This window comes from Acuticoccus kalidii (genome assembly GCF_021556395.1).
Taxonomy (GTDB): Bacteria; Pseudomonadota; Alphaproteobacteria; order Rhizobiales; family Amorphaceae; genus Acuticoccus; species Acuticoccus kalidii.
In genome coordinates, this window is record NZ_JAKGCS010000036.1 from 154798 (window position 1) to 180319 (window position 25522).

General features: G+C 65.6%; 23 protein-coding genes and 1 tRNA gene. 12 read left to right on the forward strand and 12 right to left on the reverse strand.

Annotation, left to right across the window (positions count from 1 at the left end; translation table 11 throughout):
* Positions 1-4: 4 nt before the first annotated feature.
* Both trxB and L1787_RS21700 read right to left on the reverse strand, forming a co-directional pair.
* Positions 5-982, reverse strand: coding sequence for a thioredoxin-disulfide reductase (trxB, locus tag L1787_RS21695; RefSeq protein WP_235711202.1), 978 nt, complete (start codon positions 980-982; stop codon positions 5-7).
* Between the two features lie 79 nt (positions 983-1061).
* Positions 1062-2030: a mitochondrial fission ELM1 family protein gene (locus L1787_RS21700; RefSeq protein ID WP_235711203.1), complete on the reverse strand. Its 969-nt coding sequence runs from the start codon at positions 2028-2030 to the stop codon at positions 1062-1064.
* A 128-nt stretch (positions 2031-2158) separates the two neighbouring features.
* Here L1787_RS21700 and L1787_RS21705 point away from each other — a divergent pair, with 128 nt between their 5' ends.
* A complete protein-coding gene (locus L1787_RS21705; RefSeq protein WP_235711204.1) occupies positions 2159-2668 on the forward strand; it encodes an Lrp/AsnC family transcriptional regulator in 510 nt (169 codons plus the stop codon).
* Between the two features lie 89 nt (positions 2669-2757).
* On the opposite strand, the gene L1787_RS21710 is transcribed toward L1787_RS21705, so the two are convergent.
* On the reverse strand, positions 2758-4059 hold the full coding sequence (locus L1787_RS21710; protein WP_235711205.1) for a PAS domain-containing protein: 1302 nt from the start codon (positions 4057-4059) through the stop codon (positions 2758-2760).
* Between the two features lie 234 nt (positions 4060-4293).
* Here L1787_RS21710 and L1787_RS21715 point away from each other — a divergent pair, with 234 nt between their 5' ends.
* The 3 genes from L1787_RS21715 to L1787_RS21725 all read left to right on the forward strand — a co-directional run bounded on the left by L1787_RS21715 (position 4294) and on the right by L1787_RS21725 (position 6735).
* Positions 4294-4791: a phasin family protein gene (locus L1787_RS21715; RefSeq protein WP_235711206.1), complete on the forward strand. Its 498-nt coding sequence runs from the start codon at positions 4294-4296 to the stop codon at positions 4789-4791.
* Positions 4792-5065: 274 nt separating this feature from the next.
* Positions 5066-5142 (forward strand) — tRNA-His (locus L1787_RS21720).
* A 387-nt stretch (positions 5143-5529) separates the two neighbouring features.
* The gene (locus tag L1787_RS21725) at positions 5530-6735 is read left to right on the forward strand and encodes an alpha-hydroxy acid oxidase (protein ID WP_369415124.1); all 1206 of its coding nucleotides are present in this window, start codon (positions 5530-5532) and stop codon (positions 6733-6735) included.
* A 66-nt stretch (positions 6736-6801) separates the two neighbouring features.
* Here L1787_RS21725 and L1787_RS21730 read toward each other — a convergent pair whose 3' ends face one another.
* A complete protein-coding gene (locus tag L1787_RS21730) occupies positions 6802-7347 on the reverse strand; it encodes an SH3 domain-containing protein (protein WP_235711207.1) in 546 nt (181 codons plus the stop codon).
* Between the two features lie 99 nt (positions 7348-7446).
* On the opposite strand from L1787_RS21730, the gene L1787_RS21735 reads away from it, so the two are divergent.
* From L1787_RS21735 to L1787_RS21750, 4 genes are all read left to right on the forward strand, one after another.
* On the forward strand, positions 7447-8457 hold the full coding sequence (locus L1787_RS21735) for a 2-hydroxyacid dehydrogenase (RefSeq protein ID WP_235711208.1): 1011 nt from the start codon (positions 7447-7449) through the stop codon (positions 8455-8457).
* Between the two features lie 68 nt (positions 8458-8525).
* Entirely contained in the window at positions 8526-9068 is a 543-nt protein-coding gene (locus tag L1787_RS21740; RefSeq protein WP_235711209.1) for an AprI/Inh family metalloprotease inhibitor, read from the forward strand.
* Between the two features lie 87 nt (positions 9069-9155).
* Positions 9156-9335: a GNAT family N-acetyltransferase gene (locus tag L1787_RS21745; RefSeq protein WP_235711210.1), complete on the forward strand. Its 180-nt coding sequence runs from the start codon at positions 9156-9158 to the stop codon at positions 9333-9335.
* Positions 9336-9341: 6 nt separating this feature from the next.
* Positions 9342-9725: a GNAT family N-acetyltransferase gene (locus tag L1787_RS21750; protein ID WP_235711211.1), complete on the forward strand. Its 384-nt coding sequence runs from the start codon at positions 9342-9344 to the stop codon at positions 9723-9725.
* Here the strand turns inward: L1787_RS21750 and hslU are convergent.
* Positions 9715-11022, reverse strand: coding sequence for an ATP-dependent protease ATPase subunit HslU (gene hslU, locus L1787_RS21755; protein WP_235711212.1), 1308 nt, complete (start codon positions 11020-11022; stop codon positions 9715-9717). The two genes, L1787_RS21750 and hslU, sit on opposite strands and share 11 nt — an antisense overlap.
* A gap of 104 nt (positions 11023-11126) precedes the next feature.
* Between hslU and L1787_RS21760 the strand changes: the two genes are divergently transcribed.
* Positions 11127-11648, forward strand: a complete 522-nt coding sequence (locus L1787_RS21760; RefSeq protein ID WP_235711213.1) for a DUF421 domain-containing protein — start codon at positions 11127-11129, stop codon at positions 11646-11648.
* Between the two features lies 1 nt (position 11649).
* Here L1787_RS21760 and hslV read toward each other — a convergent pair whose 3' ends face one another.
* On the reverse strand, positions 11650-12204 hold the full coding sequence (gene hslV / locus L1787_RS21765; protein WP_235711214.1) for an ATP-dependent protease subunit HslV: 555 nt from the start codon (positions 12202-12204) through the stop codon (positions 11650-11652).
* A 184-nt stretch (positions 12205-12388) separates the two neighbouring features.
* On the opposite strand from hslV, the gene L1787_RS21770 reads away from it, so the two are divergent.
* Positions 12389-13351: a cation diffusion facilitator family transporter gene (locus L1787_RS21770; RefSeq protein ID WP_235711215.1), complete on the forward strand. Its 963-nt coding sequence runs from the start codon at positions 12389-12391 to the stop codon at positions 13349-13351.
* Positions 13352-13462: 111 nt separating this feature from the next.
* Here the strand turns inward: L1787_RS21770 and L1787_RS21775 are convergent, their stop codons facing one another.
* The 5 genes from L1787_RS21775 to L1787_RS21795 form a co-directional block, all read right to left on the reverse strand.
* A complete protein-coding gene (locus L1787_RS21775) occupies positions 13463-14260 on the reverse strand; it encodes a class I SAM-dependent methyltransferase (protein WP_369415125.1) in 798 nt (265 codons plus the stop codon).
* A gap of 47 nt (positions 14261-14307) precedes the next feature.
* Positions 14308-15444, reverse strand: coding sequence for a molecular chaperone DnaJ (gene dnaJ / locus L1787_RS21780; protein ID WP_235711216.1), 1137 nt, complete (start codon positions 15442-15444; stop codon positions 14308-14310).
* An 84-nt stretch (positions 15445-15528) separates the two neighbouring features.
* A complete protein-coding gene (gene dnaK / locus L1787_RS21785) occupies positions 15529-17445 on the reverse strand; it encodes a molecular chaperone DnaK (RefSeq protein WP_235711217.1) in 1917 nt (638 codons plus the stop codon).
* A gap of 160 nt (positions 17446-17605) precedes the next feature.
* Positions 17606-18880 (reverse strand): cytochrome b/b6 domain-containing protein, encoded by a 1275-nt coding sequence (locus L1787_RS21790; RefSeq protein ID WP_235711218.1) that lies wholly within the window; start codon positions 18878-18880, stop codon positions 17606-17608.
* Between the two features lie 110 nt (positions 18881-18990).
* Positions 18991-19794, reverse strand: a complete 804-nt coding sequence (locus L1787_RS21795; protein WP_235711219.1) for a sulfotransferase domain-containing protein — start codon at positions 19792-19794, stop codon at positions 18991-18993.
* 551 nt (positions 19795-20345) lie between these two features.
* Between L1787_RS21795 and L1787_RS21800 the strand changes: the two genes are divergently transcribed.
* Complete coding sequence (locus L1787_RS21800) at positions 20346-22175, forward strand: FkbM family methyltransferase (RefSeq protein ID WP_235711220.1); 1830 nt, start codon at positions 20346-20348, stop codon at positions 22173-22175.
* A gap of 148 nt (positions 22176-22323) precedes the next feature.
* On the opposite strand, the gene topA is transcribed toward L1787_RS21800, so the two are convergent.
* On the reverse strand, positions 22324-25005 hold the full coding sequence (gene topA / locus L1787_RS21805) for a type I DNA topoisomerase (protein ID WP_235711221.1): 2682 nt from the start codon (positions 25003-25005) through the stop codon (positions 22324-22326).
* Positions 25006-25299: 294 nt separating this feature from the next.
* Here topA and L1787_RS21810 point away from each other — a divergent pair, with 294 nt between their 5' ends.
* Complete coding sequence (locus L1787_RS21810; protein ID WP_235711222.1) at positions 25300-25503, forward strand: hypothetical protein; 204 nt, start codon at positions 25300-25302, stop codon at positions 25501-25503.
* Positions 25504-25522 lie beyond the last annotated feature (19 nt).

Consider the following 25522-nt stretch of genomic DNA (forward strand, 5'->3'; position numbering starts at 1 on the left):
ATCATTATGCTGCGATCGTCTCGGCGTCGTCTTTAGTGATCGGGTTTGCGGCGATATATCGCTCTGCTTCGAGCGCGGCCATGCACCCCATGCCGGCCGCCGTCACGGCCTGGCGATAGATCTCGTCGGTCACGTCACCGGCGGCGAACACGCCGGGAATGGTCGTCGCCGTCGAGTCGGGCTCGGTCCAGATATAGCCGGACGGGCGCAGGCGAAGCTGGTCCTTCACGAGCTCGGTCGATGGCGCGTGGCCGATCGCGACGAAGATGCCGTCGACCGGGATCACCCGCTCCTCGTGGCTCAGCGTGTCGCGGATCCGCGCGCCGGTGACGCCGAGCGGCTGACCGCCGCCTTCGACGTCGGCGAGCTCGGCGTTCCAGATCACCTCGACCTTCGGATGGGCGAACAGCCGCTCCTGGAGGATCCGCTCGGCCCGCAGCTCGCCGCGGCGGTGGATCAGCGTCACCTTCGAGGCGTGGTTGGTGAGGTAGAGCGCCTCCTCGACGGCCGTATTGCCGCCGCCGATCACGAGGACCTCCTTGCCGCGATAAAAGAAGCCGTCGCAGGTCGCGCAGGCGGAGACGCCGAAGCCCTTGAATTGCTCCTCGGACGGCAGCCCGAGCCATTTCGCCTGCGCCCCCGTCGCGATGACGACGGCATCGGCGAGATAGATCTTGCCGCTATCGCCGGTGAAGCGGAACGGCCGCTGCGACAGATCGGCCGCGGTCAGGTGATCGTACATCATCCGGGTGCCGACATGCTCGGCCTGGGCGCGCATCTGCTCCATCAGCCAGGGGCCCTGGATGACGTCGGCGAAGCCCGGATAATTCTCGACATCGGTCGTGATGGTCATCTGCCCGCCGGGTTGAATGCCCGCGACCAGCACCGGCTCCAACATGGCGCGTGCGGCGTAGATCGCCGCCGTGTAGCCAGCCGGACCCGAGCCCACGATGAGGAGCTTGGTTCTGACGGTCTCGACCATGGTACGCGCTCTCCTCGTCTCAACGTCATTCTGTGCGCGGCGCCGATCCGATCGGTGGTCGGGCGCGCATTGATCGGCATCAAATGCGATGCTGAGCGTGATCCAGCAACCCCAGCGATGCGCCCAGCGTATCAGCAATCACCGACGCTGCATCCAGCGGATCGTATTTCCACGACTTTAGGCTCCCGTCGAACCAGCGCATGGCGCCGTGGTCAAGGAGGCCCTGGTAGAAGAGGTCGAATTTGGCTTTTCCGCCGGGAAGACGCCAGCCGTAAATCGGTTTTCCCGTGGCTGCCGCGTCACTCAGCATTGCCACCGAATCGGCGGTCACGACGAAGGCGGTGGCGCGTTCGACGATGCCGGCATAGGCGATCGACGGATCGACGGGAGCGCAACTCGCCGGATCGGTCGGGTCGACGAAGATGTGCGCCACCGTGCGCAGTCGATCGCGCAAGATCGCGGTCTCCGCCGCGCCGGTCCGTCGCGAGGTGGAGACGAGGAGGCTCGCTTCGTGCGCCTCGGCGAAGGCGGCGAGGCGGGAGGCGAGGTCGTTGGCCTCGTCCACACCGAACGAGTGCGCCCGGCTCGCACCGCCGATGAGGACGCCGATCCGCGGCGCGGGCAAGTCGCTCACGCGGGATGCGATCCAGGCCGCGCCGCGCGCGCGCTCGTCCGCCGTGACGGCCGACGGGGCGGTCAGCGTCTCGAGGCGATGGCGGCGGCCATAGGGGATCGACGTTCCGTCGTGCAGCGGCGCCCAGACGAGATCGAATTCCTTGGGACGCCACACGACCGGTTGCAAAATTGCGACGAGAGGGCGCGGGTTCGGCCGCCGCGCGATCGCCCGGGCGGGGGCGATGCTCTGCCGTCCGGCACCGATTACGACGGCGGGACGGATCCTTTCCAGCTCTGAAAGTATTGTTAGCGTGTCGCTGCGTTCGCCGACAACGCGGACGATCGTATCGAGACCCAACCGCTGAGCGATCGCCAACGCTTGGCGCTCGTGTCCTTTCTTTCCTTTTGACGCAAGGATCAAGCAAGTCGGCATGGCAGGTGATATCAAATTGAATGAAAGTGTTTGCGCGAAGAGCTTGACCTACCCCGCGGGGGACACAAGTCCTTCATGAAGAGACCCATTCGAAATGGCATTTTTGCTGAAAGTGCACCCTTCGTCCCATGAAAGTTCGTCTTGATTCTGTAGACTGGAAGATCCTCGCCGCTTTGCAGGCAAACGGCCGGATCACCAATGTCGAGCTCGCCAGGCGGGCCGGCATCTCGGCGCCACCGTGCCTGAGGCGAGTGCGTGCCTTGGAACAAGGCGGCATCATCAAAGGCTATCGGACGCTGATCGATGAAAAAGAGCTCGGGTACGATCTCACCGCCTTCGCCTTTGTCGGGCTGAAGAACCAGACCGAAGCCGAGCTGTTGCGATTTGAAGAGCAAGTCCGGCAATGGTCCGTCGTGCGTGAAGCTTGGATGGTGTCGGGCGAGGTGGATTTCATCCTCTTTTGCATCACCGACACGCTGCGATCGTTCCAAAATTTCATCATCGAAACACTCACATCGGCCGAGAACGTGGAGAGTGTGCGCACCTCGCTCACCATCCGTCAGTCGAAGGCCGAGCCGCGCGTTCCGATGTTGAGCGAAACGGACGATGACGGAAAGGCGCAGTTCGAATCGGCATGATGCGGTATCGCAAAAGTTCGCCCGCGCGCATCGAATTCGCTTCGCGCGGGCGACGCACCGTCTGCCCGCGGGCGGGTGATCGGCACGGCTCAGCGTGCGCGGTCGAACAGGGGCACCACCTCGCCGGACGGCCGGCGAGGGAGCACCGTGAGCGGTCCGTTCTCGGTAAGTGACAAATTGACGCATGCGAGGTCGGCAAGCGCCCTGATCCGCCCCGACTGAAGCACCGCCTCGAACAGCGATGCCTCGCTGCATTCGATCACGATCGAGCCCGGATGACGCCGAGCCGTGATCACGCTTCCGCCCGTCGCACGCGCCGCGACCGACAGAAGAACGAGGCGCAGGAGATGGGCCTCGAGTTCGGGTTGGCTCGGCTCGGTGATCGGCGCGTCGTCCTCGTTGATCAAGAGAATAGCCGCATCCTTCACGAGACGGCGCACCTCCCGCACCGCCTGTTCGAGCGGCGAACCCGGTTTGGCGGGCACCGCATCGGCGGTCGCATCGGCCGGTTCGTCGTCCGCGTTCGCGGCGATGGCGGCGAAAGGAGAGGGCGCGGCGGGCGCCGGCTCGCCGGTCGCGATGCGGTGGAAGACGAGACAGCAAAGCCCCTCATCGGTGAGTGCGCCGGCCGTCATTCGATAGGCCGCCCCATCGAGATGAACGCGCTGCGTGCTGCTCGCCCCGTCCTCCGGCAGACAGAATGCGAGCTCCATCAAATTGAGCGCCAGTCCGTGATCGGCCGGTGTCAGCCCGTCCGGCAGCGAACGCGCGTCAGGGGCGAGGCGGCGGAAGGCGGCATTGGCGACGGCGATCGTCCCGTTCGGCTCGACGAGCGCGATCGGGTCGGGGTTCGCATCGAGGAGGGCGGCGAACGCGCCGAGCGGCTGGGCGGGCGCGTTCGGCACCGCGCCAAAGGTCTCGCCGGTCGGCTGGACGGTGATCATCATGGCCCGGCCGAGCGACCAGTCGGTCGTCGCCATCGTGACCTTGGCGCGGAAGCTGGTGCCTTTCGCGGTCGACATGAGCATGACGCCGTCGGCGCCGGGCTCCGACCCGTCGAACAGGGTGCCGAGCCCGCCCGCCGCTTCGAGGATATTGCAGGAGCTGTATCCGAAGAGGGCGATCGCGGCGCGATTCATAAAAGCGAGGCTGTCGCGCGTCACCACCAGGATGGCGACGGGAATGCGGTCGAGCAGGGTCGCGGCGCGGGGATCGGCGGGGGCGACGTCGAGAGTCGAACCCGCGCGCGGCGCGGCGATCGCAGCGTCATCGATCTGCGGCACCATGTCACCGGCGAAGCGGACGCCCAGGGATTTCGCGATATAGCGATAGGCGTCGGCCTCCGGCTTGGTGAGCCGGTCGATGTCGATATGGGCCTCGCGTCCCTCCATGGATGCCCCTTTCGTGCCCCCTTTAGTGATAGCCAAGTTGTGATCCAGTGCGCAAACTATGCTTCGATTGCGTTAAGACGGCACGAGTCCGGTCTCCTCATCGAAATGTGCGGTTGCAAAAGAAAAATGTTGCAGTGCACAAAAGAGCGATTATGTTGAGCTCACCGCGCCATTAGGACGCGGCCGCGAACGCCACGGAAGTGGCGGCGCCACAATCCGTGGAAGGAGGGTCACATGTCGACGAATGAGAACCTACCGAACACTGATGCGGTGGTTAATCAGACCTTCGAGGCCGCTCATAAGGCGACCGAAGAGTTTGCGTCCGTATTGCCGGGTTCGGACGCCACCAATATGGTCCGCGAGATCGCCGTTCACGGCATCACGTCGGCCCGTCAGTTTTACGAAACCGCCCGCAATGCAGCAGAGGATGCGACGGATATGATGGAAGACACCTACGAACACGCCCGTAAGTCCTTTACGGAAATGAACCTCAAGCTCATCGACCAGGCTCAGGCCAACACGGACCGCGTGTTCGCGTTCGCCAAAGAGGTCGCGGGTGCGAAGACCGTGTCCGAGGCGGTTGAACTGCAGACGAAGTTCGCCCGCGAGCAGTTCGAGGCGTTCGCCGCCCAGGCGCGCGAGCTCCAGGAAACCGCTCAGAAGCTCGCCGGCGAGACCGCCGGTCCGATGAAGGACGCTTGGGAAAAGGCGACCAACAAGTTCAACTCGTAACACACGCGGATGCTCGCCCTCGACGGGCGAGCCGTCCCGATTTCGCCAGCCTGGCTGCGACCCCCCGCTCTCGATCGGCTTCATTCAGTCATCGTGGACCGGCCCGCGCCGTCGCGGTGCGTTCACCTCGCATACAGGTGAAACCCCGCAACTGGTGAACAGGAGGGGGCGGTCTTGTGGATGCGTCCCGCCCCTTCTATCAGAAAGGCGTGCCGGCTCTTCCCGGCGCGCTTTTTTTGTGCCAAGAGGCACGTCACGCGATCGATGCGTCCGGGCCGACGTAGCTCAGCTGGTTAGAGCGCTGGATTGTGGATCCAGAGGTCCCTGGTTCGAACCCAGGCGTCGGTACCATTCCGACATCCGATTCCCCGTCAAATTCCGAGATCATCCGTGAACGCGCCGGTCGGCGCGCGACGATCCGTGCGGAACGCCTTCCGCCGCGCCGAAAAGCACGCTAGGGCAGACGCCTCACGTCCGCCCGCCGCGCGGCTCGGCTTGTCCCACAACGCCACCTGCACGACGGGCTCATGCATGAGAACGACGCGCTGTCCGCCGGGTCCGACCGTTTTTCGTGGGCCGGAACGCGCGCTGGAGCCTCCCGCGCTCGATCGGGCGCGGACAAGATGCTCTATATGTCCGATGTCGAGCAGCGATCCCCCGCGATCGATTCCAATCGCGCGGTGGCTGCTCTAGTCTCGAATCAAGAATGAGGCTGGAAGCACCGGCCGAGGAGGGCCCGTGGCACACTATTTGACGATCGAAGATTTGCGCGTTCGCCACCACCGCCGCGCGCCCAAAATGTTCTACGACTATGCGGACTCCGGCTCCTACACGCAGGGCACCTACACGGAGAACGAGCGGGCATTCGCCGGGATCAAGCTGCGCCAGCGCGTCGCCCGCAACATCGACAGTCGCGACCTTTCGGGCACCATTCTCGGCAAACCGGCGACGCTGCCGCTCTATCTCGCCCCCGTCGGGATGACGGGAATGCAGTATCCGGACGGCGAGATCCTCGCCGCTCGCGCGGCCGAGAAATTCGGCGTTCCCTTCACGCTCTCGACGATGAGCATCTGCTCCATCGAGGACGTCGCGGCGAACACCACCAAGCCGTTCTGGTATCAGCTCTACGTGATGCGCGATCGCGGCTTCGTCGCCGACATGATCGCCCGCGCGAAGGCGGCCGGCTGCAGCGCGCTCGTCCTGACGCTCGACCTTCAGATCCTCGGCCAGCGCCATAACGACCTGCGCAACGGGCTCACCGCTCCGCCGAAGATGACCCCGAAGGTCATCGCCGATTTGGTGCGCCATCCGGCCTGGTGCCTCGGTATGCTCGGCACCAAGCGGCGCACCTTCGGCAATATCGTGGGCCATGCGTCGGGCGTCACGTCAATGTCCTCGCTGATGGAGTGGACCGCCTCGCAGTTCGACCCCACGCTCGACTGGTCGTCGGTCGAATGGATCAAGTCGCAATGGGACGGACCGCTGATCCTCAAGGGGATCGGCGATGTGGAGGACGCGAAGATCGCCGTGCAGACCGGCGCGGACGCGATCACCGTGTCGAACCATGGCGGCCGCCAGCTCGACGGTGCGCCGGCCTCGATCCACATGCTGCCGCAGATCGCCGAAGCCGTCGGCGACAAGATCGAGATCCATTTCGACGGCGGGATCCGCTCGGGTCAGGATGTCTTGAAGGCACTCGCCCTCGGCGCCGACGTCGCCTCGATCGGGCGGGCCTATATTTACGGGCTCGGCGCGATGGGCGAGGCGGGCGTGACGCGCGCGCTCGAGATCATCAAGAAAGAGATGGACATCACCATGGCGCTCTGCGGTGAGACCAAGCTGTCCGACATCGGGCCGAACAATATTTGGGGCGGTGTCCCGCGTCCGGTGCCGTTGACGAGCGATCCGGAGCGCGTGCCGCTCGAGGCGATCGGCGCGGCCTGAGGCCGCCGGCCCCCCAAGCGCCCGCCGAATGCGAAGCGCCGCCTCACGGGCGGCGCTTTTTTCGTGTCAGTCGACCTCTTCGCGGGGATAGACGCCCCACAGGAGGCTCTGCGGAACCTGCCCCCGCCAGCCGCGGCCCGAAATTTCACACCACGAGCCGTCGCAGCGATTGACGTTGCCGAGCACATAGGGCTCCAGATAGGCCGTCGGACGCGCCGCCTGCTTGGCCTCGGCCCGCAGCGGCACATTCTCGTTCTGGCTCCAGGGGCTCACGAGGACAGTCCGCCGACCCGACAGGAGCGACTGATGCACCCATCCTTCGTCGCCTTCCGCATCCCTCACCTGACGCCAATTGCCGAATTCGCGGATGACCTCCACGGGCAGCCCCGATTTGGTGTACGTCCAGACAACCTTGTGGTTGAAGGATGGCCCGATCCGCACGTTCACCTCGGAGGAGGAGAGGCTCACGAAACGCGGCAACGGCAAACCGCTCGCCCCCCGCTCCAGCGCATCGGCCGCATAAGACGGCGCCGCCAGCGGCAGGAGCGCGACGGCACCGGCGAAAAGCATGGCGAACAGGAATGGTACGCCACGAAACCCGATCCGTTTCATATTTTCCTCAGCTTGAAGAGGGTCACAAGCTGCCACGCCCGGGTTGCACGATCGTTACCGATCTGCGAACCACGCGCGGCCGGTCGTTAGGGGATCGCCATGGGTGACACCGTCATCGTCACGCGCCGCCTGCCGGATACGGTCGAGGAGCGGATGCGCGAGCTTTTCGACGTGCGGCTCAATGAAAGCGACCGACCCTTCACGCAAGCCGAACTCGTCCAGGCCGTGCGGGAGGCGAAGGTCCTCGTCCCCACCATCACCGACAGGCTCGATGCCGGGGTGATCGGTCAGGCCGGCCCGAATCTCGGCCTCATCGCCAATTATGGAAACGGGACCGACCATATCGACATCGAGGCTGCGGTCGGACGTCGCATCGCCGTCTCCAACACGCCCGCGGTTCTCACCGAGGACACCGCCGACATGACGATGGCGCTGATGCTCGCATTGCCGCGCCGGCTCGTCGAAGGCGTCCGGGCGATCGAGGAGGATCGGTTTCCGGGCTGGTCGCCGACTTGGATGCTCGGCCATCGCGTCGCGGGAAAACGCCTCGGAATCGTTGGGCTTGGGCGGATCGGCGCGGCGGTCGCGCGCCGGGCGCGCGCCTTCGGCATGGCGGTGCATTATCACAATCGCCAGCCGGCCGCCCAAAGCGTCGTCGAGCCGCTCGGCGCGACCTATTGGCAAAGCCTCGACCAGATGCTCGCGCGTATGGATTTTGTCTCGATCCATTGCCCGCACACGCCTGCAACCTATCATCTCTTGTCGGCGCGCCGTCTCGCGCTGATGCGGCCGGAGTGCATTCTCATCAATCTCGCCCGCGGCGAGATCGTCGACGAGGAGGCGCTCATCCATCGGCTCGAAACCGGCGGCCTCGCGGGCGCCGCACTCGACGTGTACGAGCGCGAGCCGGCGGTCGATCAACGTCTCCTGGCGCTCGCGCGGGCGGGGCGGGCTCTGCTTGTCCCTCACATGGGATCGGCGACGATCGAGGGACGGATCGACATGGGAGAAAAGGTTATCGTGAACATCCGCACCTTTTTCGACGGGCATCGCCCGCCGGACCTTGTGTTATCCCACATGGGTGGCGTTCACCGAACTCTCATGCTTTGACGGGCACGAGTTTTTGTGTCCGAACCACTCGCCTCTAGTCTTGCGCTCCTTCTGAGAGGAAACCGCCCATGATTGCGACCGTCACGATCCGCCACGTCCGTGATGTGGCGTTTGTCAGCATCCTGACGCTCGCCCTTGCCGGCTGCTTTTCGTCCGGGCAACGCGCGCCCGCGCCGATCCAAGCGGCTCCGTCCGCGCCGGTGCGAAGCGCCGAGCTCGCGCCGCCGCCGCAGCCGCAGGTTCCCGAAGCCCCGGTCGCCGAGCAGCCGCTGCCGGAAGAGCAGGAGCAGACACAGGTCGCCTCGGCGCCCGCGTCGTCCTCCGTCTCGGTCGGGCGGACGGATCTCCTCGGTGGCTGGACGCTGTCCTCGGCTGGGGAAACGTGCCAGCTCTTCATGTCGTTGACGACGTGGACCGGCGGCTATCGCGCCTCGACGCGCGGTTGCTCCTCGCAGCAGCTCTCCGGCATCAGCGCCTGGGATCTCAGCGGCAACACCGTCACGCTGAAGAGCGGCGACGGCGCGACCACGGTCGCGACGCTGTCGGCGACGCAGCCGCAGCAATTCTCCGGCACGACCTCCGGCGGTTCGGGCATCACCGTTTCCCGCTGACGGACCGCACCCGCGACGATCGGAGCCCGTATTAATCGGGCTCCGACGGCCGGGACGGACCCGGCGAAGCGACCAACGAGGCACGACATGGCCGATCCGGCCTGGCCTTTCGCGACGCCGGTCCTCAAGACCGAGCGCCTTTTATTGTCGGCGCCGACGCCGGACGATCGCGCCGCGATCCAGCGCCTCGCCGACGATTATGACGTCAGCCGCTGGCTGATGCGCGTTCCCCATCCCTACACCCTCGACGACGCGGATTTCTTCTGACGCGACGTGATCCCGAACGAGTTCGTTCTCGCGATTCGCGAGCCGGACGGCGGCTTCATGGGCTGTGTGGGGCTCTCGATGGCCGAGGTGTGGCCGGAGATGGAGTTCGGCTATTGGCTCGGCCGGCCCTTCTGGGGCCACGGCTATGCGACAGAGGCGGGGCGGGCGACGATCGCCCACGCCTTCGCCGTCATCGGCCTCACGCGCCTGACGGCCGGCTATTTCGCGGGCAATCACCGCTCGGCCCGCGTTCTCGCCAAGCTCGGCTTTCGCGAGGTGGGGCGGTCCCGCGTGACGCCGCTCGCGGTGGGCGACGAGGTCGAACGCGTCGACCTCGTCCTCGATCGGGCCGCCGGGGGTGAACCCGACGCGCCGCGCCTCAGAGAATGAAGCGCGACAGGTCCGCGTTCTTGGCGATTTCCGACACGCTGCCCCGCACATAATCGCCGTCGATGACGAGGGTCTCGCCGGACCGATCGGTCGCGGTGTAGGAAATGTCGTCGAGCACGCGCTCGATCACCGTTTGCAGCCGCCGGGCGCCGATATTCTCGACCGTGGCGTTGATGTCGACCGCGACTTCGGCGATTGCGTCGATCCCGTCGTCGGTGAAGTCGAGCGTCACGCCCTCCGTCGCCATCAGCGCCGAGGACTGCTTGATGAGGGAGGCTTCCGTCTCGGTCAGGATCGAGCGGAAATCCTCTTTGGTGAGCGGCTGAAGCTCGACACGGATCGGCAGACGGCCCTGCAGCTCCGGCAAAAGGTCGGACGGCTTCGAGACGTGGAAGGCGCCGGACGCGATGAACAGGATATGGTCGGTCTTCACCTGGCCGTGCTTCGTCGCGACCGTCGTTCCCTCGACGAGGGGCAGGAGATCGCGCTGCACACCCTCGCGGGAGACGTCGCCGCCACCACCCCGCTCGGAGCGGACGGTGATCTTGTCGATCTCGTCGAGGAACACGATGCCGTTCTGCTCGACCTGGCGGAGCGCCTCCTTGGTGAGGTTCTCCTGGTCGATCAGCTTGTCCGACTCCTCGTTGATGAGGATCTCGTAGCTGTCCCGCACGGTGGTGCGGTGGGTCTTCTTCTGGCCGCCGAACGCCTTGCCGAACATCTCGCCGATATTCATCACGCCGATATTGGCGCCGGGCATTCCCGGAATATCGAAGCTCGGCATTTGCGGCTGCGCGGTGATCTCGACCTCGATCTCGCGCTCGTCGAGCTCGCCGGAGCGCAGGCGCTTCGCGAAGCTCTCGCGCGTGCCGGGGGAGGCGTTCTTGCCGACGAGGGCGTCGAGGACGCGCTCCTGGGCGGCGAGATGGGCGGTCGCCCGCACCTCCTTGCGCCGCCGGTCGCGCACCTGGGTGAGGCCGATCTCGACGAGATCGCGCACGATCGATTCCACATCGCGGCCGACATAGCCGACCTCGGTGAATTTCGTCGCCTCGACCTTGATGAACGGCGCGTTCGCGAGCTTGGCGAGGCGGCGGGAAATCTCCGTCTTGCCGACGCCCGTCGGGCCGATCATCAGAATGTTCTTCGGCATCACCTCTTCGCGCAGCTCTTCGGAGAGCTGCTGGCGTCGCCAGCGGTTGCGCAGCGCGATCGCGACGGCGCGCTTGGCGTCCTTCTGACCGATGATGAAGCGGTCGAGCTCCGACACGATCTCGCGGGGTGAGAAATTGCTCATTGATCGTCCTTTCCGCCGGCGTGCGAAGCGCCCCACCGGCCGCCGCCCTGAGGCGCGGCAAAACAGTCGTGCGAACGAACGCCGAGGTCACGCGTTGGCCACACATGGTTGATCTCTATCTCGATGCGGCGCGGCCCGTGCAAGTCGCGATCGCCACCATTTTGTCCTTCGCGCTGCTCGTTCTCCTCTTGCGCATCAGCGGCAAGCGGACCCTGACCGATCTCAACGCGTTCGATTTCGTGGTGACGGTGGCGCTCGGCTCGGTTCTCGCGACCACCATTTTGTCGCCGAGCGTCGCGCTCGTCGATGGGTTCACCGCGCTCGTGGCGCTCGTCGTCTGCCAGGCGGTGGTCGCCTCGATCGCCGTTCGGTCCGAGTCTGCGCGGCGCGCCATCAAGTCCGAGCCGACGCTGTTGGTCCGCAACGGCCGTCTGTTGACCTCCGCGATGCGGCGCGAGCGCCTGACCGAGGCCGATATCCTCTCCGCCATTCGCGCGGCGGGGCAGGCGAGCCTCGACGAAGTGACCGCTGTCGTCCTCGAAACCAACGGCGAGCTCAGCGTGATCGAGAATCGCCCGCCCGAAGGGGAGGCGGCTCTCGCCGCAGCGCGCCGAGACGGTGTCTAGCTCAAGCCTCATCAAGGCTTTCGACGATGAGTTGGTCATTGGTGTAGACGCAGATTTCGGCGGCGATCGCCATCGCGCGACGCGCGATCTCTTCGGCGCTCATATCCGTGTCGGCGAGCGCGCGCGCGGCGGAGAGGGCGTAAAGGCCGCCCGAGCCGATGCCCGCGATGCCGTTCTCCGGCTGGAGCACGTCCCCGTTGCCGGTGATGACGAGCGTCTCGTGCTTGTCGGCCACGATCATCATCGCCTCAAGATGGCGCAGATAACGGTCGGTCCTCCAGTCCTTGGCGAGTTCGACGGCGGCGCGCATGAGCTGGCCGGAATGCTGTTCGAGCTTGGCCTCGAGCCGTTCGAGCAGGGTGAAGGCATCCGCGGTCGCACCGGCGAACCCGGCGATCACGTCGCCCTTGCCGAGGGTGCGCACCTTGCGGGCCGTGCCCTTGATCACGGTCGCGCCCATGGAGACCTGGCCGTCACCCGCGATCACGACCTTGCCGCCTTTGCGGACGGTGAGGATCGTGGTGCCGTGCCATGTCGCTTCAGTGGTGTTGGTCATAGGATTCCTGCTTGTGTGCTCGACATATGGTTCGGGAGCGCAAGGCGCGCAACGCGGGGCAGGGGCGCCGGATGCGGCGGGTTGCGGCAGCGCACGGGCGGATGCGATCTTTGGTCTCGGACGGCGCGCCGCGGCTCGGCTTTTGAGGCGCCGCGCTCCCTCCGAGAGGATGGAAGGCGATGACATGAGCCACGGGCACCACCATCACGTTGACCCGGACGCCGGGGATCGCCGCGTCGCGCTCGCGGTGATCGTCAACCTGGCGCTGACGGTTGCGCAGGTGATCGGCGGCGTTCTCGCCGGCAGCCTGTCGCTGATCGCCGACGCGCTGCACAATTTTTCCGATGCGATCTCCCTCGTCATCGCGTTCGGCGCGCGCAAGATCGCGCGGCGGCCGGCCAATTCCGACATGACGTTCGGGTATGGCCGGGCCGAGGTCGTCGCCGCGCTGATCAACTACACGACGTTGATCGTGATCGGCCTCTATCTCGTCTACGAGGCGGTGCTTCGCTTTTTCGAGCCCGAACCGGTGGTCGGCTGGATGATCGTCGTGATCGCCGGGATCGCGCTGGTGATCGATGTGGTGACGGCGCTGCTCACCTTCTCGATGGCGAAATCGAGCGTGAACATCCGCGCCGCCTTCCTGCACAATGTCGCCGACGCGCTCGGCTCGATCGGCGTCATCATCGCCGGCACGCTGATCATCCTGTTCGGCTGGCAGATCGTCGACCCGCTCGTGACCTTGATGATCGCCGGTTATATCCTGTGGCAGGCCTTCAGCGAGATCGGCGGCGTGATCCGCGTCCTGATGCTCGGCAGTCCGCCCGACACGGCGTCGGAGGATGTCGTCGACGCGGTGCGGGTGGTCGACGGCGTGACCGACGTCCACCATACGCACATCTGGATGATGGGGGAGCACGAGACGGCGCTCGACGCCCATCTCGTGATCGCGGAGGGCGCGTGGACGCGCGCCGATGCGATCAAGGCGGACGTTAAGGCGATGCTCGCGGAGCGCTTCGGCATCGACCACGCGACGCTGGAGCTCGAATGCGCCGCCCATCCGTGCGTCGATCGTCGGGTGTTCGGTCACGGCGATCCGGCCGACCATGCCCATGACGGCCCGCCGGCCGCGCACGCGCACGGGTGAGGGGAGGCATCGGCGTCGCGTCGCATGGTACGGCGTTGCCGCAGGTGTTCGGAGGAAGGCGATGAGCGCCGGTCTGCAGGCGCCTGTCGGCGCCGGCCTGGTCGCTCGTCGTCAGGCGGCGATCGAGGAGCGCTCGACGACGGCGCGATAGAGCCACACGCGCGCCGGCGGCAGGTTCGCGAGAACCCATCGCGACGTCGAGAAGGTGGCACCGACCATCCGCTTCACCGGCGGCACGAGCGCGTAGGAGAACTGGATGAACGGCGCGCCGGGGTGCATCAGCCGCATCGCATCGGCGAGCAGCCGCTCACGCTCCGGCAGCGGACGTGTGAAGAGGGGAAGGCCGGAGATGACCGAGGCGATCGGCGGGTTGCCGAGCTCGGCCATCGTGTCGCTGAGCGCGTAGGCGTTGCCGTTGACGACGGTCGCGCCGGGGAAGCGCTCGCGCAGCAGCTCGCAGAAGTCGGGCGAATATTCGATGAGGACGAGCCGTTCGGCCGGCACGCCGCGCTCGAGGAGTGCCTGGGTCACCGCGCCGGTGCCCGGCCCGAGTTCCACGATCACGCCCGGATGCTCGGCCTCGACATAATGGGCCATCAGCCGCGACAGCTCCTGCCCGGAGGGAGCGACCGCGCCGGTTTTCAGCGGGTTGCCGGCCCAGTTGCGCAGGAAGCGCGCCTCGTCGACCAAGCGAAGCTGGATGTTCCGCAAAACCTGCCGGCGACGGCTGATCGGTTCGAGGTCCGACTCGGTTCGGCGGGCGCGGGCACGCAGCTCGTTGAGCAGCGTGAGCTCCCGCCGTCTCGTTCCCTTGTCACCACCGGCCAGCGGCCTTTTCCGAAGCGCCTGAATTTCGGCCGACAGGCGCAATTGCATGTCCTTGGCACGTTGGCGGGCGGTTTCGATCATGTGAAGGGCTCCGAGGCAGCGCCGTCATGGCGCGAAAGCAACAAACGCTATTGGCTGAGATTGTCAAAGAACTCTTTAGCTCTGGAGAAGAACCCGTGACTTTCCGGATGGTTCTCCGTCGATGACAACTCCTCGAACTCGGTGAGCAACTCACGCTGACGGCGCGTGAGATTCTGGGGGGTCTCAACCACGACCTGGATGAACATATCGCCTTTTTGGCTCGATCGCATCACAGGCATGCCTTTGCCGCGCAAACGGAACTGTCGGCCGGTCTGCGTCGCCTCGGGGATCTTCACGCGCGACTTCTCGCCGTCGATCGAAGGCACCTCGATCGAGCCGCCGAGCGCCGCGCGCGCCATCGAGATCGGCACACGGCAATAAAGATCGGCTCCCTCGCGCTCGAAAAAGTCGTGCGCGCGGAGCGACAGGAAAATGTAGAGATCGCCGGACGGGCCGCCCATCAGGCCCGCTTCGCCTTCCCCGGCGAGGCGGATCCGCGTGCCGTCTTCGATGCCGGCCGGAATGTTGACGGACAGGTCGCGTTCCTGGGCGACACGTCCCGCCCCGCCGCAATTGTGGCACGGATCGCGGACGACGGTTCCCCGCCCTTGGCAGGCGACACAGGTGCGTTCCAGGGTGAAGAAGCCTTGCGCGACGCGGATGCGGCCCGTGCCGGAGCAGGTCGGGCAGGTGACCGGGCTCGATCCGGGTTCCGCGCCCGAGCCCTCGCACACCTCGCACGTCGCCGAGGTCGGCACTTTGATCTCGACCGTCTTGCCGTTGAAGGCGTCTTCCAGGGAGATCTCGAGATTGTAGCGCAGGTCCGAACCGCGCTGACGGCCGCCCGCGCGGCTTCCGCGCCCGCTTCCGCCGAAGAACTCGTCGAAGATGTCCGACATCGCGGAGGCGAAATCGGTGCCGAAGCCCGGACCACCAGCGCCGGCACGCCCGTCGAAGGCGGCGTGGCCGAAGCGGTCATAAGCGGCGCGCTTCTGCGGGTCGCGCAGCACTTCGTAGGCCTCCGTCACCTCCTTGAAGGTGATCTCGGCCTCGACATCCCCCGGATTCCGGTCGGGATGGTACTGCATGGCGAGCTTGCGATAGGCGGACTTCAGCGTCTTCTCGTCCACCGACCGTGGTACGCCGAGGAGATCGTAATAATCGCGCTTTTCAGTGGATGCCATGGAGTTTGAAAAATGAAAGGCGCCTGGGCGCCGGTACGTCGTGGAAAGGGCCGCGCGGGTTAGCCACGCGGCCCTTGGCGATGGTTACGCTGAGCGCTTCTGCTCGTCGTCCTGGACCTCTTCGAAGTCCGCGTCAACAACATCGTCCTGTTGCTGGCCGGCGCCGGCGTCCGGTCCGGCATCGTCACCACCGGCGTCGCTGGAGGCGTACATCGCCTCGCCGAGCTTCATCGAAGCCTGGGCAAGGGCCTGCGTACGCTGCTCGATCGCGGCCGGATCGTCGCCTTCGAGGGCTGTCTTGAGGTCGGCGACCGCCGCCTCGACCGTCGACTTGTCGGACGCGGCGATCTTGTCGCCATTTTCCGACAGCATCTTCTCGGTCGAGTGGATGAGGGCCTCCGCCTGGTTGCGGGCCTCCACCAGCGAACGACGCTTCTTGTCGTCTTCCGCGTGGCTTTCGGCGTCCTTCACCATCTGCTCGATGTCGGAGTCGGAGAGACCGCCCGAAGCCTGGATCCGGATCTGCTGCTCCTTGCCGGTGCCCTTGTCCTTTGCGGAGACGTTCACGATGCCGTTGGCGTCGATATCGAACGTCACCTCGATCTGGGGCACGCCGCGCGGGGCGGGCGGGATCCCGACGAGATCGAACTGGCCGAGCATCTTGTTGTCGGCCGCCATCTCGCGCTCACCCTGGAAGACGCGGATCGTCACCGCCGACTGCGAGTCCTCGGCGGTCGAGAAGACCTGGGACTTCTTCGTCGGGATCGTGGTGTTGCGGTCGATCAGGCGGGTGAAGACACCGCCGAGCGTCTCAATGCCGAGCGACAGCGGGGTCACGTCGAGAAGGAGCACGTCCTTCACGTCACCCTGGAGCACGCCGCCCTGGATCGCGGCGCCGATCGCGACGACCTCGTCCGGGTTCACGCCCTTGTGGGGCTCCTTGCCGAAGAAGGCCTTCACCTTCTCCTGGATCTTCGGCATGCGCGTCATGCCGCCGACGAGGACGACCTCGTCGATCTGACCGGCGGAGAGCTCGGCATCCTTCAGCGCCGCACGACACGGGCCCATCGTACGCTCGACGAGATCCTCGACGAGCTGCTCGAGCTTCGAGCGCGAGAGCTTCATGGTGAGGTGCTTCGGGCCGGTCTGGTCGGCCGTGATGAACGGGAGGTTCACCTCGGTCTGCGTCGCGGACGACAGCTCGATCTTGGCCTTCTCGGCGGCTTCCTTGAGCCGCTGAAGGGCGAGCTTGTCCTTGCGCAGGTCGATGCCCTGCTCTTTTTTGAACTCGTCGGCGAGATAATCGAGGATGCGGATATCGAAATCCTCACCGCCGAGGAACGTGTCGCCGTTCGTCGACTTCACCTCGAACACGCCGTCGCCGATCTCAAGGATCGACACGTCGAACGTGCCGCCGCCGAGATCGTACACGGCGATCGTCTTGCCCTCGGTCTTGTCGAGACCGTAGGCGAGGGCGGCCGCCGTCGGCTCGTTGATGATGCGGAGCACCTCGAGCCCGGCGATCTTGCCGGCGTCCTTGGTGGCTTGGCGCTGGCTGTCGTTGAAGTAGGCCGGAACCGTGATGACGGCCTGCGTCACCGTCTCGCCGAGATAGGACTCGGCGGTCTCCTTCATCTTCTGCAGGATGAAGGCAGAGATCTGGCTCGGCGAATAGCTCTTGCCGCGCGATTCGACCCAGGCGTCGCCATTGTCGGCCTTGGTGATCGTGAAGGGCACGATCCCCTTGTCCTTCGCGACGGTCGGATCGTCGTACCGACGGCCGATCAGGCGCTTGACGGCGAACAGCGTGTTTTCCGGGTTCGTGACGGCCTGGCGTTTGGCCGGCTGGCCGACGAGGCGTTCACCGTCTTCGGTGAACGCGACCATCGACGGCGTCGTGCGCATCCCCTCGGCATTCTCGATGACTTTGGCATTCTTGCCGTCCATCACCGCGACGCACGAATTGGTGGTGCCCAAGTCAATGCCGATGACTTTGCTCATGGGTTCTCCTTCATGGCGGACCGGTGGGACCCCTCAGGCGTCCCGAGTGTCGCGGAACCGGCCCCCGGTTTCAGTGGCTCACAACTCGGAGGGCGACAACCTCCGCACCGGGTCAGATATAAGGGCGGGTCTGAAGCGCACAAGTCGGTGAGCAGTATCCTCAACGGCCGTTTTTGCCGCTTTGCGCTTCATTTAGCGCTTCGATGTGGACCCTGACAATCACTTCGGGCGCGATCCACGAGCCGTCGGGATCGTTCTTCACGCCGATATCGAAGGTGGTTCGATCGAGCGAAACCGACCCGTCGGCGACCGCCGCCCCGTCCGCGATCGCGAGCGTGAAGGGCAGGGACACAGGAACGGCCTTGCCGCGCAAGGTCAGCGTGCCTTGCGCAATGTAGGAATCGCCTGAGACGGCGTTGATCGTGTCGGCCTCGAAACGGGCGACCGGATCGGTCTCCACCGCGAGGCCGTCGGCGCCGAGGAGCTGATTTTTCGTCACCGCCGTTCCCTCGATGCTGGCGCTCGATAGGTCGAAGGCGGCCGCGATATGGGAGCCGGGGAGATCGCTCTCGTCGAACACGATATCGGCGGAGAAGCTGCCGATCGCGCCCTTCACCTCCGCCCCCTGGAAGGTGAAGGAGAACGTGACGAGGCTCGTTTCTGGAACCAGCGTCCACGTGTTCGAGCCGGCCTCGCCGACCGCGGCCGGACCGGAGGACGCAAGGCCCGACGGCGTGTCGGACGGTCGCAGCTGGGTCGCGATCGCCACCATGATCGCGACGAAGAGAAGGGGAAGGGCGATCGTCGTGAAATGGCCGAAAGCACGGCGCGGACCATCGCCGCGCGAGACCGGCCACATCCGCGCAAGATAGCCGCGCTCGGCGAACTGATGTTTCACCGCGCCGACGATATGCAAAACCACGAGAAGCGCGACGGCGTAGGCGAGCGTTGCGTGCACATCACCGACGGTGCCGACAAAGGCGTTCTGCGTCTCGGCCGAGAAGCCGCCGAAACCGGGCAGATTCGGCCAGGGCAGCGCCTCCTGGAAGAAAAGGACCGTGTCGACATCGACCGGCGAGGCGCTGATCAAGACCCAGCCCGAGAGCGGAATAACGAGAAGGAGCGCGTAGAACACGACATGCACGAGTCGGGCGAGGCCGCGCTCCAACCGGCTCACCGAAGCGGGCATCGCCGGGGGCGGATTGAAAAACCGCCAGAGGATGCGGGCGAGCGTCAGGACGAGGATCGTGATGCCGAGGCTCTTGTGCAGCTGGAACACGTCGTACTGCGTCGCCGACCCCTCCTGCAGGATGTCGGTCATGGCGTAGCCGCCCGCGATCTGGGCGAGGACGAGGAGCGCGATCAGCCAATGAAGGAGGATCGCCCCCGTCGTGTAACGCGAGGAGCGAAACGGCGGCTCGGCGGTGGTCGTCACGAAAGGCGCATCCTTGGCTCTCCGCGCATAAGGCGCCGTGTCATCGCAGGGCCGCCCCGTCGGCGGCCGGTCGTCGCGTGGGGCGCCCGCACGGGCGGGACCGCCACGGCTCAGATATAGCCGAGGGTCTTCATCACGGGATGGAAGCGCTCGGTCAGATAGCCTTCGGCTTCGGGCGACAGATGCTTCTTATAATTGCCCGGCGTCACCTGGCGCACGTGGGCGCCGGGATTTTCCTCGGTCGGGCGGATATCGTGCTTCTTGACGATCCGCGCACGCTCCTCCGGCGGCAATTGGAGGGCGCACATGCTGCAGATTTTGTCGAAGAGCGATTCCTTGTCGAAGATGATGTCCTCGTAACGAACGATGTCCATGTTCGGGTAGAGCTCGGCATGCTTCACGAACGTCGTCAGGTTCGCGATCACCGGGTTCACCTTACCCTTGAGGACGTATTCCGACAGCTCCTCGGCCAGCGCCGTCTCCCGCAGCGCAAGGACGGCCTCGCGTGCCGTGCCCTGTTTCGGCAGCGCGTGGCTCTTCGCCATCGAGAAATAATAGGACACCGCGATATCGCGCGGATCGCGGACGAGGAGGAGCTTCTGGTTCTCGCGATATTGTCGCACGAACGGCAGGAGCCAGGGGGAGCGGAACCCACCGAAGGCGTAGCCGCGCATTTCGAGAAGCATCGCCGCCTCGAGCGGACAGTCGCCGAGCACCACGCCATGGCGGAAGAGATCGGGCTCGAGCTCGATGAGGGCGCGATTGCCGCTGCGGCAGATGTCGCTCACCATGCGCTGCAGGAGCGTCGACCCGGCCTTGTGCACGGACAGGAAGAAGACGGAATCGAAGTCGCCCGGCTCGTCGACATTGACCTCGAAATCGCTTCCGTCGAGTGCCACGAAATTTCGCTTCACGGATAATCTCCAACTTCGTCCGCCAGATACGACGCTCGAGGCCGCCGGTGGGCAGTCGATCTTCGCAAAAAGAAGCACGCGTTTAGCGAGGAATCTCGCCCTTGCGCAATCACCAAACGATTGGGCGCAGTATGGCACCCTTCAACCATCCGCGTCACATGGTGCGAGTCGGGCGCCACGACACCGCGGGCACGATCGCCTCCGACGATCATTTGGGCGCGCCGAGCCTGGGTTTTCCATGCGATAGGCGCGTGCCGAAATCATGTCCGCATCGGGACGGGCCATCACACTCGCGCCCGACAATTCTCCGAATTTATGAGATATGGCGCGGGCAGGTCGGCGGATTTGGCGAATCGGTGCCGAATGTCCGAAACTGCGAGAGCCGATGATAGCTGATGTGTAGCAAACCCTCTGGCGTAACCGGGCTGAGCATCCTATCCACGTGGGACCGATATCCGATCTCCCGGCCACGTTCCTCGCCCAATCGACTCGGGCGACGACTCCGGGCGACCGCCCGCAGTGTTTGTTCGTGAGGCGTTCCAATCAATACGATGACCATATTCGATGATCCCCGCGAGTTGGCGCGGCTCAATCTTCAACGATCTTTTTCGCGGGGCGGCGAGGATCGGCTGATCCTCGACGCGCTCGGCAATCCGTCCACCGGATTCTATGTCGATGTCGGCGCCCATCACCCTTATCGACACTCAAAGACTGCACTTTTCGCGGAGCGAGGCTGGACGGGCATCAATATCGACGCCGCGCCCGGCTTCTGTGAGCTGTTCGATCGCTATCGGCCGAACGACCTCAACCTCAACGTCGCGATCGCCCCCGAGGCGGGCACCGTGACCGTGCCCCTGTTCGATGACGGTGCCTGGGACGCGACCCGTCTCGAGGAGACGGACGACCGGCCGAGCGAGGTCGAGATCGAGGCGGTGCGGCTCGATACGATCCTCGACATGCATGTGTTTCCCGGCGAGCCGATCGACGTGATGAACCTTGCGATCGGCGCGCTCGCGCGGCCGGTTCTCGAAGGGCTCGACCTCAAGGCCCGGCGGCCCCGTTATCTGATCGTCCCCGATCCGGACTTCGATTTTGCCGCCGCCGAGGCCTCGCCGATCTACACGCTCCTTCTCGGCCGCGGCTATCGTCTCGCCTTCCGCACCAACGCCAACAGCGTCTTCGTCCGCGACGACGCGGCCGAAGAGCGCGTGTCGGCCCCCGTCGCGCCGGCGCAGCCGGACAGCGCGCCCGCTGCGGTCCCCGAACAGGAGGTCCCCGAACAGGACATGGCCGAGCGCGTCGCCGACGTCGAGACGGCGCTCGACGGCTTCGTCTGGGACGCCGAGGCGCCCGACCGCCTCGCCGCGAAGTCGGCCGCGGCCCACGATGCCCGGCGCCGCCTCCAGGCGGTCATGGCGCGCGAGACGGTTCGGATCGCGCCCGGCAATTTCGGCTTCCTCGGCAAGAGTGTGGGCGTCACCTTCAAGCCGGTGCCCTTGCAGGACGTGTTCGCCGGCGCGGACGCGGACCTCATCCTCCTCACCGGGCATCTCTTCTTCCAGGGGCCGGACTTCTACCGCCAGCTCGCCGAGGCCCGTGCGCGGCTTCCCGAGGCCGTCATCGGCCTCTATCTGCGCGACAATCACCGCGAATATGCCGAAAATCTCAGGATGGCGGAGGCGGTCGATTTCGTCATTCCGGGGCATGGCTACCGGGCGCATTATCTGCGCGCCGCGAACTTCAACATTCTCGACGCCGAGCCGATGGCGAGCGGACAATTCTCCGCCAGCCACATGCGCGCGATCTTCGACGAGGCCGAAGGCGCGCCGCGCAGCGATGCCCTCTATGGCCGGTTCAATCACAATCCGAACGCGCCCTGGCGGACCGCCTTCCTCGATGCCGTCGCGGCCGGCGTTCCGGGCAACGATGTCGTCGAGTGGAAGCCCGGCATCGAGCGCGACGACGCCGACCAGTCGCCGGACAGCCGCTATCGCGAGTGGCTCGGCCACAAGGTCTCGCTCGTCGCCCAGTCGGATTTCGCGACGCCGCGGCGGGTGTTCGATGCCTTGCTCGCCGGGCAAATTCCCCTCATCCCGCGCGGTCTGCCGGATCTCGACGCGCTGATCGCCCCGGAGCGGCAGGCCGACCTTCCGATCGTGTTCTACGAAGAGATGACGGTGGAGGCGGTCGCGGCCGCGCATCGCATCGCGCTGCAGCGGTTCGATGAGGGCGGCACGGCGGGCGCCCGCGCGCGGCACGAGTTCGCGCGGGGCTCGCATCAGATGCAGCACCGCTATCGCGCGATCCTCACGCGCCTCGTTCGGATGGGGCGCGAGCCGCTGTCCGAGCCGACCGGGCCGCAAGAGGGGGCCGCACACTGAGGCGCGGCCCACGCGATCGAAATAACGGCGTGGGGGAGGAACGGGCGTCTCTGCGCTTCAAGCGTCCCCGCGCCCGAGCGGGACGACGCGCCTTCGCGACATCATCCCGCACCCGGCCGGGCGCGGGATGATCGAGCCGGGCGGGGACTCAGTCGTCCCCGCCGCTCGATGATCTCTTCGCGGCTGCCTTCGGCTTCGCGGGCGCCTTCTTCGCGGCCGTCTTCGTCGTCTTGCCGGCAGCGGCCTTGGTCGACTTCGCCTTGGTCTCACCGGCCGCCTTGGTGGTTTTGGCCGACGACTTCGTCGCTGTCTTGCGGGTCGCCTTCGGCTTGCCGGCCTTCGCCTCGATGAGCTTGACGGCGTCTTCCAGCGTCACGGTCTGCGGGTCGGTCCCCTTCGGCAGCGTCGCGTTGACCTTGCCGTGGTTGACATAAGGCCCGTAACGACCCTCGCGCACGGTGATCTCACCGCCCGAAGGATGCTCACCGAGCGACTTCAACGCCGCCGGCGTGCGGCCGAAGCCCTTGCCCTCTTTGCGCTCGGCGATCAGCGTCACCGCGCGGTTGAGGCCGATCTCGAACACCTCGTCGATCGATTCGAGCTTCGCATACTTCCCCTGATGGAGAAGGAACGGGCCATAGCGGCCGAGCCCCGCCTGGATCGGCTCGCCCGTTTCCGGGTGTGCGCCGACCTCGCGCGGCAGATCGATCAGCATGACGGCGCGATCGAGGGTCATCTCTTCGGGCGTCCAGCCGCGGGGGAGGGAGGAGCGCTTCGGCTTCTCGCCCTCGGCGGCCTCCATCTGCACATAGGGGCCGAAGCGACCCGTGCGCAGGGACACCTCGAGACCCGTATCGGGATGGACGCCGAGAACGACCGGCCCTTCCGCCGCGGCCGCGTCCTGGTTCGGATCGTCGCCGAGCTGCCGGGTGAAGTTGCACTCCGGATAGTTCGAGCAGCCGATGAACGCGCCATAGCGGCCATTCTTCAAAGAGAGCTGGCCGTTGCTGCACGCCGGGCAGGCGCGCGGGTTCGAGCCGTCTTCCTTCGGCGGGAAGAGGAGCGGGGCGAGCTCGTCATTCAGCGCGTCGAGGACGGCGGCGGTGCGGACCTCCATGACCTGGCCGATCTGGGTCGAGAAATCGTCCCAGAACTCGCGCAGGACCGTGCGCCAGTCGAGCTGGCCGTCGGAGATCGCGTCGAGCTTTTCCTCGAGATCGGCGGTGAAGCCGTATTCGACATAACGCTCGAAGAAGGATTCCAGGAACGCCGTCACGATGCGGCCTTTGGAGCCGGGAATGAGGCGCTTCTTGTCGAGCGTGACATAGTCGCGATCGCGCAGGGTCGACAGCGTCGCCGTATAGGTCGACGGGCGGCCGATGCCGAGCTCTTCCATCTTCTTGATGAGCGTCGCTTCGGTGTAGCGCGGCGGCGGCTCGGTGAAGTGCTGGGACGGCTTCACCGCCTCGCGCTTCAACGGATCCTTCGCCTCGATCTTCGGCAGGCGCCCGTCTTCGTCACCCTCAGGATCGTCGATGCCTTCCTGATAGACCGAGAGGAAGCCGTCGAACGTCATCACCGAGCCGTTGGCGCGCAGGCCGATCGACTGGCCGCCTTGGCGGGCGTCGATGTCGACGACGGTGCGCTGGAACTCGGCCGATTCCATCTGGCTCGACACGGCGCGCTTCCAGATGAGGTCGTAAAGGCGCGCCTCGTCGTCATTGAGGCGGCTCTTGATGTCGGCCGGGGTGCGGAACACGTCGGTCGGGCGGATCGCCTCGTGGGCCTCCTGCGCGTTCTTCGCCTTGGTCGCATAATAGCGAGGCTTTTCCGGCAGGTAGGGTTCGCCATAGCGCTTGCCGATGATGGAGCGGATCGAGGCGATCCCCTCCGGTGCCATCTGCACGCCGTCGGTCCGCATATACGTGATGAGACCGACGGTCTCGCCACCGATATCGACACCCTCATAGAGCTTTTGCGCGACCTGCATCGTCCGCGCAGAGGAAAAGCCCAGCTTGCGGGAGGCTTCCTGCTGCAAAGTCGACGTGGTGAACGGGGGCGAGGGGTTGCGCTTTTGCGGCTTCGCCTCGACCGAGGTCACGGTGAAATCGGCCGCCATCAGATGGTTGACGATCGCCGTGGCGTCCGCCTCGTTCTTGATGCCGAGCCGATCGAGCCGCTTGCCGTCGACGACCGCGACGCGGGCCTCGAACGCGTCGCCCGAAGGGGTCACGAGCGTCGCGATGACCGACCAATATTCCTGCGCGACGAAGCGCTCGATCTCGTTCTCTCGGTCGCAGACGAGGCGCAGCGCCACCGACTGGACGCGGCCGGCCGACCGCGCGCCCGGCAGCTTGCGCCACAAGACCGGGGACAGATTGAAGCCGACGAGATAGTCGAGCGCCCGGCGCGCCCGGTAGGCGTCGACGAGATCGGATTCGATCGCCCGCGGCGCGGCCATCGCATCGAGCACGGCCTTTTTCGTGATGGCGTTGAACACCACACGCTCGACCGGCTGCGATTTCAGCGCCTTCTTCTCTTTCAGCACCTGGAGGACGTGCCAGGAAATCGCCTCGCCTTCGCGATCCGGGTCCGTCGCGAGGATGAGGCGATCGGCGTCCTTCACGGCGCGAGCGAGATCGTTGAGGCGCTTTTGCGCCTTCGCGTCCACCTGCCAGACCATTTCGAAATCATGATCCGGGTCGACGGATCCGTCCTTCGGCGGCAGGTCGCGCACGTGTCCATAGGAGGCGACGACGTGGTAGGCGTCCCCCAGATATTTGTTGATGGTCTTGGCCTTGGCCGGAGATTCCACGACGACGACGTTCATGCGAATGATCCCCCTTCCGCCGGACCGCACATAGAGACCTGTCCGGAGCAAAGCAAAGGGCCCGTAGCTGGAAAATGCGCGATCCGCCAAATTGGCCGCGGTTAGTATATGCAACCAGTGATGGAATTATGCGTGTGGCAAGGTTGGGAACAGCGAGGGTCGACACAACAGAAGGGTGCGGAACCCCACAGGCGGGGGAGACAGTCAAAGCCTTGAATTCATGAAAGGAAAGGCAGAACCGTGGCCACTTTCCGAGACGACCTCGACGAAACTCATTCCGGTTGTGTTACCCCAATGCCTCCGTTGGCGGGCGCCGATGCCGCAGCCTATGTCGAGCGCATGTGCACCGAACTTGCCGGTATCGCCGATCGCGGCGGTCTCGGTTTTCTCGCCTACCTCCTCGAGGTCGCGCGGGAGGAGGCGGTCCTTCATTGCGTCCCGATGCAGCATGACGGCCTTTCCCTTCACGACCATCCGGTGGTCCGCCATCCGGGGTGAAGGGCGCGCGCCGCGTTTG